Annotated in this window: 11 protein-coding genes and 1 pseudogene; all 12 read left to right on the top strand. The window is 36.2% G+C overall.

Annotated features, from left to right (window positions below; translation table 11 throughout):
* Positions 1-465 precede the first annotated feature (465 nt).
* Positions 466-1,101 (top strand): PBECR4 domain-containing protein, encoded by a 636-nt coding sequence (locus tag Q5O86_RS09560; RefSeq protein WP_302626920.1) that lies wholly within the window; start codon positions 466-468, stop codon positions 1,099-1,101.
* Between the two features lie 214 nt (positions 1,102-1,315).
* Positions 1,316-2,047 carry a phosphatase gene (locus tag Q5O86_RS09555; protein WP_302626919.1) on the top strand — a complete coding sequence of 244 codons (732 nt, stop codon included), beginning with the start codon at positions 1,316-1,318 and terminating at the stop codon, positions 2,045-2,047.
* Between the two features lie 29 nt (positions 2,048-2,076).
* Positions 2,077-3,195 carry a metallophosphoesterase gene (locus Q5O86_RS09550; RefSeq protein WP_302626918.1) on the top strand — a complete coding sequence of 373 codons (1,119 nt, stop codon included), beginning with the start codon at positions 2,077-2,079 and terminating at the stop codon, positions 3,193-3,195.
* A 106-nt stretch (positions 3,196-3,301) separates the two neighbouring features.
* The gene (locus Q5O86_RS09545; protein WP_302626917.1) at positions 3,302-4,126 is read left to right on the top strand and encodes an RICIN domain-containing protein; all 825 of its coding nucleotides are present in this window, start codon (positions 3,302-3,304) and stop codon (positions 4,124-4,126) included.
* 12 nt (positions 4,127-4,138) lie between these two features.
* Positions 4,139-4,843: pseudogene (locus Q5O86_RS09540) on the top strand (glycoside hydrolase family 76 protein); the annotation flags it as partial.
* 6 nt (positions 4,844-4,849) lie between these two features.
* The gene (locus tag Q5O86_RS09535) at positions 4,850-6,313 is read left to right on the top strand and encodes a carbohydrate-binding protein (protein ID WP_368074768.1); all 1,464 of its coding nucleotides are present in this window, start codon (positions 4,850-4,852) and stop codon (positions 6,311-6,313) included.
* A 334-nt stretch (positions 6,314-6,647) separates the two neighbouring features.
* Positions 6,648-6,956, top strand: a complete 309-nt coding sequence (locus Q5O86_RS09530; protein ID WP_302626916.1) for a hypothetical protein — start codon at positions 6,648-6,650, stop codon at positions 6,954-6,956.
* Positions 6,957-6,964: 8 nt separating this feature from the next.
* Entirely contained in the window at positions 6,965-8,977 is a 2,013-nt protein-coding gene (locus Q5O86_RS09525) for a V-type ATP synthase subunit I (RefSeq protein ID WP_302626915.1), read from the top strand.
* Between the two features lie 2 nt (positions 8,978-8,979).
* Positions 8,980-9,474, top strand: coding sequence for a V-type ATP synthase subunit K (locus tag Q5O86_RS09520; protein ID WP_302626914.1), 495 nt, complete (start codon positions 8,980-8,982; stop codon positions 9,472-9,474).
* Positions 9,475-9,489: 15 nt separating this feature from the next.
* Positions 9,490-10,092, top strand: coding sequence for a V-type ATP synthase subunit E (locus tag Q5O86_RS09515; protein WP_302626913.1), 603 nt, complete (start codon positions 9,490-9,492; stop codon positions 10,090-10,092).
* Between the two features lie 11 nt (positions 10,093-10,103).
* The gene (locus Q5O86_RS09510; RefSeq protein WP_302626912.1) at positions 10,104-11,072 is read left to right on the top strand and encodes a V-type ATPase subunit; all 969 of its coding nucleotides are present in this window, start codon (positions 10,104-10,106) and stop codon (positions 11,070-11,072) included.
* The gene (locus Q5O86_RS09505) at positions 11,065-11,385 is read left to right on the top strand and encodes a V-type ATP synthase subunit F (RefSeq protein WP_302626911.1); all 321 of its coding nucleotides are present in this window, start codon (positions 11,065-11,067) and stop codon (positions 11,383-11,385) included. Before Q5O86_RS09510 ends, Q5O86_RS09505 begins: the two co-directional genes overlap by 8 nt.
* The last annotated feature ends 1,286 nt before the right edge of the window (positions 11,386-12,671 follow it).

Raw genomic sequence — 12,671 nt, 5'->3', positions numbered from 1 at the left:
GGTAGAATAAGAGTCTCCAAAACTCCAGAGGAGGGTTCGATTCCTTCCACCCCTGTACTTAATTAAATCCTTGAATCCTTCATTTATAAGAGATTCAGGGATTTTTTGTTGTATAGGGCAAGGCACTGTTTATTATTGCGGAGATTATATGGAAGAAATAATATAGAATATGACTATATACATGGGAAAGCTGACATTAATTATAATATAGATAATTGTAATATGGTCGAAAAAAGTTAAAATAGATGTATTGACATAATTTAGAGGATAATCTAGTATAATATTAACAGCAGGCAACTTGAGTGTCTGTTTGTCGTGAATGTACGTTGCTTGGTCAGACGAGTAACGTATACAGACTAATTGGGGGTTGCATAGTTTCCACAATCTGACTAGGTATTAACCGAAAGAAAATATGACAAGAGCTTCGCATTATTGCGGAGCTTTTTGTGACAAAAGGAGGAAAACTTGAATGATATACTATATGATTCAGCAATAAAATATAAGAGTATGCTGAATAAAGAATACAATATTGTTTTGGGAAGAAAGTGTAAGGAACATAAAATATTTCTTCGCTTTACAATGGATACATATTTCCATTTGGCTGGATTACAGCATTTAACAGATATTACATTTCCATCAAAAAATAAGGAACGTATTTATAAGGAAATATTGCATGGGAACATAACTATTGACATGTTAAAAAAGTCAGTTTTTTATGATGAATATTATATACAAGAACGATTAACAAATTTAGAAAAACTTGAGAAAATGTTAGATAGTTGTCAATTCGTGTTTCTAATCAATCATAATGAATATATAAAATATACTAAAATATATGCTGATTATTTGTGTGAACATATACTTACTGAAGATGAAACGGAAAAATTGTATTTCTTTGTTGTAAAGATAAAAAATTGTTTAATAGAAAATGAATGTAGAGGATGTTCTTTTTTTAAAAAGCATGAAAAAGATTATAGAAAAGGAACATCAGGTACAAAATTACTATTAAATCAGAAATATATTGACAGAGGTAAGGAAACGGAACAGAAAATAGAATTATTTAGACATCATAAATATGAAAAGAATCAGTCGAAAGACTGATTCTTTTTGGGCGAAAATTTATCATTAAGCGTATCATGTAAATAGTAAAAGTGTTGAATTTTTACTTAATGAATTTATTCATATTACTTGATAATATATAAAATTAATCATAAGAATAGTAATATGTGTAGGTTTCCATTGATAATCTTCTTGTTGACATGCAATAAGCTCAAAATTACAATGTAAAAATAAGTATTAACAAATGGAGGTAAAAATGAATTATAATTTTGTTGCAGACATTCATACACATACATTAGTAAGCGGACATGCTTATGGAACTATCAGAGAGATGGCACAGGCAGCTGCTGAAAAGAAATTAGAATTACTCGGATTTGCAGAACATGCACCGGGGATTCCTGGAACAATGGAGCCATTCTACTATAACAATTTAAAAGTCATACCAAGAAATTTATATGGTGTAGACGTGATTCATGGCAGTGAGATAAACGTATTAAATGATGGAACATTATCATTGGAGCAGAATTATGTGGATAAGTTAGATTATGCAATTGTGGGGATTCATAAAGAATGTTATACGGATGCAGGAATAGAGCAAAATACAAAAAACATGATTTCCTGTATGAAGCATGAAAAAGTAAAATTTGTTTCCCATCCGGATGATGACCATACACCACTTAATTATGAAAAATTGGTAGAGGCAGCAAAGAAATATCATGTTGCACTGGAATTAAATAACAGTTCTCTGGTTAAAAAGGAGTTTCGGTTAAATTGTTATGATAATTATAAAAAGATGTTGAAGTTATGCATGGAACAGGGAGTTTATATTATAGTCAGTTCAGATGCCCACGACCCAAGCTGGGTCGGTGAATTTACATTGGCAAGAGAATTATTGGATGATATTGGTTTTGATGGCAGGTTAATATTAAATACGGATAAGAATAAGATTCTTGAGTTTATAGATTTTTCAAAGAAAATGCAAATTTAATTTAGAAAAGTATAATAGGAGAATAAAAAATGATGTGGATATTTATTATGATATTACTGTTCTTAGTGACAATTGCAGGATTGGTGTTTTTATCAAGCAGATTCTATAAATTTAAAACAATACATAAGATTTCAAGAGAAAATAAACGTGTTGGAGTTATTATCAGTATAGTCGCGGTGGTTGCTATTTTGGCAGTTTCATGTATTTTTATGGGATATATTAACACGGTTATTATTTTTCTTCATTTAGTTGCCATTTGGATGCTATGTGACTTGATTAATTCTATCATTTCAAAATTCAGGAAGAAAAATTTTAAGATTTATTTTTCAGGCATTTTTGCTGTTGTTCTGACAGCAATATATTTGACTGTTGGATGGTATTTGGCAAATAATGTATGGAGAACAGACTATACCATTGAGACGGAAAAGAAGGTAGGAAAGATAAGAGTGGTACTGTTTTCCGATTCACACATCGGCTCAACGTTTGATGGAAAAGGTTTGGCAGAGTATGTGGAGAGAATGAATCAGGAAAATCCGGATGTAGTGCTTATTCCGGGAGATTATGTGGATGATGATACTTCCAGACAAGATATGATAGATGCATGTGCAGCTCTTGGAAAATTAAAGACAAAATATGGTGTCTTTTTTTCTTTTGGAAATCATGATAAGGGATATTATGATGAAGAGTATCGGGGATATAATGGTAATGATTTAGTTAAAGAGCTAGAAAAAAATAATGTTGTGGTTCTTGAGGATGAGAATGTTTTAATTGATAACAGATTTTATATTATAGGAAGGCAGGACCGTTCCGAGGAGCAGAGAAGTGGTTCGAGGGCGGATATGGAAACATTAGTGAGTGGTCTGGAGCAAGATAAATTTATGATGGTGATGGATCACCAGCCTCATGATTTTGAAGCCCAGACAAAGGCTAATGTGGATTTAGTTGTTTGCGGACATACGCATGGAGGACAGCTGATACCGATAAATTATATAGGCGAATGGAGTGGAGAAAATGACAAAGTTTATGGACATGAAAAAAACAAAAATACAAATTTTGTTGTGACATCAGGTATATCGGATTGGGCAATTCAATTTAAAACCGGCTGCAAGTCAGAGTATGTGATAATCGATATAAAGGAAAATAAATAATAGAGAATCCTTTATAATATTCTTTTTATTATGGTATTTATTTTTTAGATTAAATTGTATGTTAAATAAAAATGTGATACGGTAACATAAAAGGAGGTAGATTATAATGGTAAAAAGGATTATGGCGGTTTTCGTTGCAATGATTATGACAATAATATCTGTTCCAATTTATCAGGGAGATGTAAATGTCAATGCAGTGGAAAATGAGGTGTTAGAAGAAGGTATTTATACGATTGAGTCCGCATACAATGGTAAAGCAATTACACAGACCGATGTTTCCAATTACTATGCAGATTGTGTAGTATGGAACACAAAAGCAATGAGTGATTTGGCGAGATTTCGTGTTAAAAAATCCGGAAATTATTATACATTTACCAATGTTGTTACAGACAAGGCTATGAAAATAACTGGAAATAAAAATGCAGATAAATTAGATTTTAATGGGAATGATGGAACAGATATTTATAAATGGGAAGTGGTTCCAATTACTTCCGGTACATATTCGGGATGTTTTTATTTGATATCTGCTGTAAAAAATGATAGTGGTGAGCGTGAATATGCTGAAATTATAAGTGATGAGGATAAAAGAGATAAAGATGGGGCTCAGGTTAGGCTTTGGACCAAGGCAGAAAATGAGCCACGCCAGATTTGGAGATTGAAAAAAACAGATGTGGAATATAATGGCTTTACCGAAGAAATGAATGATATTATGGTTAATGCATATAAGGAGCAATACTATAAAGTAAACAGCAAAACAGGCTATCAGACACTTCATAGCACAGACGATGGCTTTTGGGGTGAGGCAGAAATCATGGAAGCTTTGCTGGATGGATATGAGACGACGGGAAAAGCAGTTTATAAAGAGATGTTTGTTTCAACCTATAATGATTTTATAGCTACAAACGGTGAAAATTGGGCATGGAAGGATTGAAATGATGACCTTGCATGGGGGGTGCTGGCATCTGTTCGCGCCTATCTTATGTTTGGTGATGAAAAATATTTGACATATGGAAAAAACAATTTTGACCTGATGTATGAGAGGGCACATAATAGAAATGACGGTATGCTTATTTGGAAAATGAATCACGAAAATGATGATACAACATCATGTATTAATGGACCGGCTACTGTTGGTGCCTGTTATCTGGCAATGGCTACAGGAGATGAAAGCTATTATACTAAGGCAAAAAATCTTTTTGATTCGTGGCGGAACAGCACAATGTATGAAAAAGAGGGAGAAGACATAGGACATGTCTGGGATACAATGCATGAATACTGGTGTTCAACATATAATCAGGGTACTTTTATCGGTGCAGCCACAATGCTGTACGAGCATTATGGAGAACAGAAATATTATGAAGATGCCTGCAATGCAGTTGAACATGTGTTTAAACACCTTTGCTATAATAATATTCTAATTAAAGAAGATGCAAATAAAGAGGATAATTCAAAGATGAGAGGTATCTTGATGAGATATCTCAGAAAGTTCATTATTGATTTTAACAGACCTGAATATCTGGATTTTTTCAGAGATAATGCAAAAATCGCATGGATGAACAGAAACTCTAAAAATATACAGCAGTGTACATGGAATAGAAAGGCGCCTGAAGATATAACATGGCAGTGTTATACGGCTTATAATGTAATTTCATTAATGGCGAACATACCCACATATCATAACACACTTGAGCGTGATGCATATTCCATAATAGAGGCAGAGGATATGGATTATACGAGAGGGCTTATTTCTGAGAAGAGTTCAGGAACAAGTGGAGAAAGAAGCCTTGGAGGAATCAAAAATGAGAATTATACTGCGTATTATAATGTTGATTTTGGAAATATAGGGGCATCTAAATTAAAGTTAAGATATTCAAGAAAAACTGAAAGTCAAGGAAAACAGGGGATTGTTGAGTTTCGACTGGGAGCAACAGACGGTACAATTATAGCGAAAGCAGTGCTGGATAATACTGGAGATTGGAGCGACTGGAAAGAGATAACAGTAGATACTGCCAGAGTCAAAGGACTTCAAAATATATATGTAATATTTAAATCAGACACGGAACATGTCTGCAACTTTGATTATTTCAAATTTGAGACAGCAACGAGTGATAATCAGGGATATATGTTCTTAAAATCAGAATCTAATGACAAGTATGCCCAGCTTAAAAATGGTACAAAAGATACGACTATATTGTCCAGAAGTACAAGCAGAGGAGACTGGGAACAATTGCGTGTGGAGATAAATTCTGACGGAACAATCTCTCTCAAATCACTTGTAACAGAAAAATATGTGAGGGCAGCTTATGGCTCCAATGGATTTTATGTTACTGCCAACGAAGATACAGTGAGCGATGAGTCCAAATTTATTTTAGAGAGACTGGATGATGGTGTACAGCTGGCAATCAAATCAGTAAAGACAGGGAAATATCTTCTGGTCAATCCAAATGATAGTGAATATTATATTTTAGCAAATGCGGAAAACGTCAACAGTTCTATGCAAAAGTTCCATTTTGAAACAGCTGATGGTCAGAGAATATTACCGGACGGAGCGGTTTACAGAGATGATGTTTTGACGAGCAGAGATGTGAGGATAGAAGGTTTTCAAATTAGTGCCACATTGGGTGGAATTAGAACAGTTGGTTCTGTGGAGAAAACAATCTGTGGAAAGAAAGTTGAAAAATGGGGACTGATATATGGTGTTGATTCGGTGGATGAAACAAAATTTGATATAAAAGATAGTGACATGGTTGTGGGAAGTAATAAAATGTATGTCAAATCTTTTTTATCGACGACATTGGGAACAGCAGCTGTAAGCATGGGAGATTCAGAAACGGCAACATATTTCGTAAGAACAATTACTTTTGGTCCATATTCTAAGAAGGAACTGAATGCAAAGTATAGAGTGAGGGCTTTTGCAGTTTTAGAAAATGGTGATTATGTTTATAGCCGGGAGATTCATAGTTTTTCTACATTTGATGTGGCAAAAAGTCTATATGAAAATACCAAAATGAGTTCTTATGAAGGACATCAGTTTTTATATAACAATATATTAAAAGTAGTAGACGAAACAATAAAAGAGGTAGATTATGACTGGGGAAATATAGTTGTAAAACCTTAAGAAAGAGACTGTCGCATAACAAAAGTCTAAGAATGTTATGTGGCAGTTTCTTTTTTGAGGCTGCTAGATGAAACCGTTTGAAAAAAGATAAAGTTTGTTCATTTTTTATACATGTTTTTGGAATATTATGGTATAGTAAAAAATATGTATTCATTCAAAATAATAAAGAGTATGCAAGTTATATAAAAAACATACAATGTAAAAAATACATACAGTTGATAAAAATTGCAACTTGTATACAAAAAATGGATGACTTATGATTAGAAAGTGTATTTAAAGTAAATAAAATGTATGTTTTTTGGATAAAAAAACATAATGAAAGGATGGTGTCAATGTGATAAAAGAGACAGTTGATGCAGTTCGTATTGCAGAAATGGATGCAGAAAAAATAGTGTCTACTGCAAATGATAATGCAGCGGATATGAAGCAGGAAATTAAAGTGAAAGCGGTGCAGTACAGAAACGATTTATTGCAAAAAGCACAGGAAAAGGCAAAAAAAGATATGGATATTGTTGTGCAGGAATGCAATGAATATAATAGAGAATACAATAAAAAGATTGATAGTAAGGTATCTGAGTTAAAGAATACTGCACTAAAAAGGGAAGAAATAACAGTAAATGCTGTTATTGACGCATTAATTTAGGAGGATTTATGGCAGTTTTGCAAATGCGCAAAATTAATATATGCGCTATGAAAGAGAATCGAAAAAGGATTCTTGAACTCTTACAACGGAAAGGCTGTCTTGAAATAATAGAAAGCGAATCAGAGGATACGATATTTGCCAAGACAAATACTGCGACCCAGATTTCTATTTTCGAGAGAAATGCTGCTTTGGCGGAAAATGCTCTGGAAATCATGCAGATGTATATGCCGGAAGATAAGTCAATATTTTCCTCTCTGGAGGGAAAGCGTCAGATTTCAGATTCCGATTATTTAGAGACTGTGGATAATCAACAAAAGACTATGTCTCTAGTTAATAAGGTGATTCAGCAAAAAAAAGTTATTGATGACAGAGAAGCACAAATCATAAAAAATAAAGAAGAAATTCAGGCATTACAGCCTTGGTTATCTTTGGATGTACCTATGAATTATCAGGGAACAAAGAAAACGGGCTTTATGGCAGGAAGCATTACAGGTTCGTATAATCAGGAACAGATTATATTGAAGGTGGAGCAGATTGAGAAAATGCCGGAACATGTGTATATACAGGTTATTATGGCTGATAAATACCAGACATATATTACATGTACTTATATAAAAGAACACCAGGAAGCAGTAGAAAAGGCATTGAGACAGCTTGGGTTTAGCAGACCGCCTGTTATGGCACATCATGTTCCTGCTGTTTCAATAGAAAATAGAGAAAAAAGAATTGAAGAAGCTGTTCGTGAGATTGAGGAGATAAAAGCTGAGATAGGGCATGCTGCAATGATGCGAAATGAGGTAAAACAGATTGTAGACTATTATACTGTCAGGGCAGATAAGTATAGAGTGGTAGGTAAGGTTTTACAGTCAAAGCATACCTTTTTTATTAGTGGTTATATTCCCGAAAAGGAAATAAAAGCATTAAAAGAAAAAATAGAAAAGAAATTCACGGTAGCATTCGATGTTGAGGAACCGGGGAATCATGAAGAGGTTCCGGTGTTGTTATCTAATGGAAAGACAGCGGGAGCGGTAGAAGGGGTTGTGACTTCTTTTGGATATCCGGCAAAACATGAGATTGACCCAACAAAAATTACTGCATTTTTCTATTATTTTTTGTTTGGGATTATGCTCAGTGACGCAGCATATGGTCTCTTGATGTTTTTGGGGTGCTTATGGGCATTGAAAAAATTTCCAAATATGTCCGATTCCATGCAGAAATCGCTTAGAATGTTTAAGAACTGCGGTCTCTCCACGCTGGCTTGGGGCATATTGTTTGGAGGATACTTTGGTGATGCGATTACCGTAATCGGAAATACATTTTTTGGAGTAGATATTGCCATTCCGGCACTTTGGTTTGAGCCGATTAAGAAACCAATGACAATGCTTATATATTGTATGATTTTTGGTATTATTCATTTGTTTACAGGTCTGGCAATCAAAGGATATATGATGTTAAGACAAAGAGATGTGATGTCTTTTATATGCGATGTGGTTTTTTGGTATGTATTTTTGATAGGATTAATTCTTTTATTGATACCAACCAGCATTTTTTCATCACTGGCAGGGACTATGATTGTGTTTCCACCAGCTGTAAATCTATTGGCAAAGATTATGGCAATCGGTGGTATGCTTGGAATATTGCTTATGGCAGGAAGAAGGGCAAAAAATCCTGCAAAAAGACTATTACTTGGAGCATATAGTCTATATGATACAACAAGCTGGCTCAGTGATTTACTCTCGTATTCGAGACTTTTAGCCTTAGGGCTGGCAACCGGAGTTATCGCACAGGTTATTAATACGATGGCGGCTATGGGAGGCAGGTCATTCGTAGGAGTGATATTATTTATTGCAGTGTTTATTTTTGGACATATATTCAATATGGCAATTAATCTTCTTGGCGCATATGTTCATACCAATAGACTTCAATATGTCGAGTTTTTTGGTAAGTTCTATGAAGGCGGAAGTAGAGAATTTATGCCATTTAAAGAGAATACAAAATACGTCAATGTAAAGGAGAATTAATTATGACATTTGGAGACTTTTTTGAAAACTTAGGAACTTTTTATGCACTTCTCGGCGCAGCGTTGGCAGTGCTTATGGCGGGAATGGGTTCGGCTATCGGTGTCGGTACGGCAGGCCAGGCAGCATCAGGAGTTATGACAGAGGACCCATCCAAATTTGCAAAAGTTTTAGTAATGCAGCTGTTACCTGGTACACAGGGACTTTACGGACTTTTGATTGGATTTGTTACTCTGTCAAAAATTGGAATTATCGGAGGCGGAGCAGTGACAATTACAGCTCTTCAAGGACTCGAAATATTAGCGGCATGTCTTCCGATTGCAATTGTTGGTCTTGTATCCGGAAAGTATCAGGGAAGAACATCTGCGGCAAGTATTGGAATTATTGCAAAAAGACCTGAACAGTTTGCAAAAGCTATGCTTTTCCCGGCTATGGTTGAGACATATGCAATTCTTGCACTTCTTATCTCATTCCTTGCAATTAATGGAATTGCGTTATAAGGAAAGGAGCAGTGTATGAGCGGATTAGACAGCATAGTAGAAGAAATTCATAGGCAGGCAAAAGCTGAGGCAGATGAAATCTTAAAACAGGCTGATGAGTATTGCAATTCGTTTATGGAGCAGGCAAAAAAAGAAACAGCTTTGGAAATAGAGAAGATTGAGAAAAAAGCTCAGGCAGATAGAAAGCTTTATGAAGAAAAGACAAAATCCGGTGCGGAGTTTAAAAAAAGAAATTCTCTGCTAAAGGCCAGACAAGAGTGTATCAATAAAGTAATTGCTCAGGCGCAGGAAACAATTCATAGTTTTAGCGATGAAAAATATTTTGATTTCATAGGTAAAATACTTGAGTCAAATGTAAGTGACGGTTGTGGAGTAATATACTTTAATGCAAAAGATTTAGAGCGGCTTCCGAAAGATTTTCGGGGAAAGATAAAAGATATCTCTAAAAGCAGAGGAGGTTCTCTGGAGATAAGTTCTGATGCGAGAGATATTGAGGATGGTTTTATTCTGACTTATGGTGAGATTGAAGAAAACTGTACCATAAAAGCGTTGTTTGCAGCAAACTTAGATAGATTAAAGGATATTGCAAATAAGTCATTATTTGAGAAAACGAATTAGGAGGTAATGCCATGGAAATGGAATATACTTATGGTGTTGCCAGAATTAGGGCATTGGAAGGAAATTTATTTTCGGATGATACAATCGCTGCTCTTCTGCAATGTTCAGATTATAACGAGTGCCTGAATTTTTTGAGGGATAAGGGCTGGGGAAATGGAGACATAGAACAGCCTTTGGAAGAAATGCTGCAAAATGAAAAAGACAAAACAAAGCAGCTTATCAGAGAATTAGCCGGTGATGATAACGAGATTGAAATTCTTTCGATAGGTGATGAATTTCATAATTTGAAAGCAGCTATTAAACAGGTCTGTACCTCAGGCGAGGCAAAAAATATGTTTTATACCGGATGCAGGTTAGAACCTGAATTTTTAAAAGAGTGTATTAAACAGGGGCAATACTCATCACTTCCTCCGGATATGTCAGAGGCGGCAAAGGAAGCAACAGAAATGTTATTACAGACAGGAAGTGGTCAGTTGTGTGATATTATTATTGACAGAGCTACGCTGAAAGCTGTTAGACAGGCGGGGAAAAAATCTAAGAATGGTTTGATACAGAAATATGCGGATACCGTAGTGACTGTGGCGGACATTAAAATTGCTGTACGCTGTGCAGCAACAAACAAAGACAGTGAGTTTGTAAAAAAATGTGTTGTACCTTGTGAGGGAGTAAGCATAACAGATTTGACAGCTTCCGTTGATGGGGGAATTGATAGTGTATGCGGTTATCTGGAGAGTGCAGGTTACAGTGAGGCGGTTTCGGCTCTCAAAAAATCAATGTCTGTATTCGAGTGTTGGTGTGATAATAAAATTATTCAGGACATTAAACCGGAAAAATATAATGCATTTTCTATTGGTCCGATTGTAGCGTATGCTATTGCCAGAGATATAGAGATAAAAACAATAAAAATTATTTTGTCAGGAAAACAGAATGGTTTTGACAATGAGTTTTTAAAAGAAAGGGTAAGGGTAATGTATGCATAAGGTAGCTGTGATGGGCGATTATGATAGTATCTATGGTTTCAGTGCGCTGGGGCTGGATATATTCCCTTTATCGGATGCAGTGGCAGCAGCACATGAGCTGCGAAGACTGGCAAATGGAGAATATGCTATCATTTATATTACAGAGTCGCTGGCAGAAAAAATAAGTGATGAAATAGAAAAATTTAGGGAACATGTTAGTCCTGCTATTATTCTTATACCCGGTGTCTTGGGAAATACCGGGGCAGGAATACAGGGAGTGAAGGATGCTGTAGAACAGGCAATAGGTTCCGATATTGTTTTTGGAAATAATTAGATTTGACAAAAAGCGGTTAAAACATATAACGGGATAACCGGAAAGGAAAAGACATGGAGTATAGCAAGGGGATTATAAGAAAGGTTGCGGGACCTTTAGTTATTGCAGAGGGGATGAGAGATGCCAATATGTTTGATGTTGTAAGAGTAAGTGACAAACAGCTTATTGGCGAGATTATAGAAATGCATGGTGACAAGGCTTCCATTCAGGTTTACGAAGAAACGTCGGGATTGGGTCCCGGCGAACCGGTAGTGTCAACAGGTGCACCAATGTCTGTTGAACTTGGACCGGGATTGATTGGAAGCATTTATGATGGAATACAGAGACCGTTAGATGATATCATGAAAGTTTCTGGAAATCTTTTGAGAAGAGGAGTTCAGGTTCCTTCGCTCAAAAGAGAGTTAAAATGGAAATTTGAGCCGACTGCAAAAGTAGGTGACATTGTGGAAGCGGGAGATGTCATAGGTACTGTAAAAGAGACAACAGTTGTCACACAGAAAATTATGGTTCCATATGGAATCAAAGGAGAAATAACAAGTATCAATGCGGGTACTTATGATGTCACGGAAGTTGTTGCCACAATAAAAACAAATGAGGGTGAAAAAGAATTGACTCTTATGCAGAAGTGGCCGGTTAGAAAAGGACGTCCTTACAAAGAAAAGAAGGCTCCGAATAAACCTCTTATAACAGGGCAGAGGGTAGTGGATACGTTGTTCCCAATTGCGAGAGGTGGTGTCGCTTCGGTTCCCGGACCTTTTGGCAGTGGAAAGACGGTAATTCAACATCAGCTGGCGAAATGGGCTGAGGCAGATATTGTAGTGTATATTGGCTGTGGAGAACGTGGAAATGAAATGACGGATGTTCTGAATGAGTTTCCGGAGTTGAAAGACCCGAAGACCGGTCAGTCTCTGATGGAAAGGACAGTGTTGATTGCAAACACTTCAGATATGCCTGTTGCGGCAAGGGAGGCTTCTATCTATACAGGTATTACCATAGCGGAATATTTCCGTGATATGGGTTACTCCGTAGCCCTGATGGCAGACTCCACATCACGCTGGGCCGAGGCTCTTCGTGAGATGTCAGGACGTCTGGAGGAGATGCCCGGTGAGGAGGGTTACCCTGCATACCTGGGTTCCCGTCTGGCACAGTTCTATGAGAGAGCCGGACACGTGGTTTCTCTCGGCAGTGACCACAGAGAAGGTGCGCTTTCCGTTAGATCGGAAGAGCACACGTCAGAACTCCAGTCACATACGCAGATCTCGTATGCCGTCTTCTGCTTGAAAAAA

Source organism: uncultured Eubacterium sp. (assembly GCF_937958975.1).
Classification (GTDB): Bacteria; Bacillota; Clostridia; order Lachnospirales; family Lachnospiraceae; genus Eubacterium_G.
Note: the sequence above shows the minus strand (reverse complement) of the source record. Positions and strands in the feature narration are given on the sequence as shown.

What these genes read in the sequence shown, in the direction of transcription:
- Q5O86_RS09515 (WP_302626913.1), top strand. Translation starts at nt 9,490, where the DNA reads ATGAGCGGATTAGACAGCATAGTAGAAGAAATTCATAGGCAGGCAAAA.
- Q5O86_RS09555 (WP_302626919.1), top strand. Translation starts at nt 1,316, where the DNA reads ATGAATTATAATTTTGTTGCAGACATTCATACACATACATTAGTAAGC.
- Q5O86_RS09520 (WP_302626914.1), top strand. Translation starts at nt 8,980, where the DNA reads ATGACATTTGGAGACTTTTTTGAAAACTTAGGAACTTTTTATGCACTT.
- Q5O86_RS09510 (WP_302626912.1), top strand. Translation starts at nt 10,104, where the DNA reads ATGGAAATGGAATATACTTATGGTGTTGCCAGAATTAGGGCATTGGAA.
- Q5O86_RS09545 (WP_302626917.1), top strand. Translation starts at nt 3,302, where the DNA reads ATGGTAAAAAGGATTATGGCGGTTTTCGTTGCAATGATTATGACAATA.
- Q5O86_RS09535 (WP_368074768.1), top strand. Translation starts at nt 4,850, where the DNA reads ATGGCGAACATACCCACATATCATAACACACTTGAGCGTGATGCATAT.
- Q5O86_RS09550 (WP_302626918.1), top strand. Translation starts at nt 2,077, where the DNA reads ATGATGTGGATATTTATTATGATATTACTGTTCTTAGTGACAATTGCA.
- Q5O86_RS09525 (WP_302626915.1), top strand. Translation starts at nt 6,965, where the DNA reads ATGGCAGTTTTGCAAATGCGCAAAATTAATATATGCGCTATGAAAGAG.
- Q5O86_RS09505 (WP_302626911.1), top strand. Translation starts at nt 11,065, where the DNA reads ATGCATAAGGTAGCTGTGATGGGCGATTATGATAGTATCTATGGTTTC.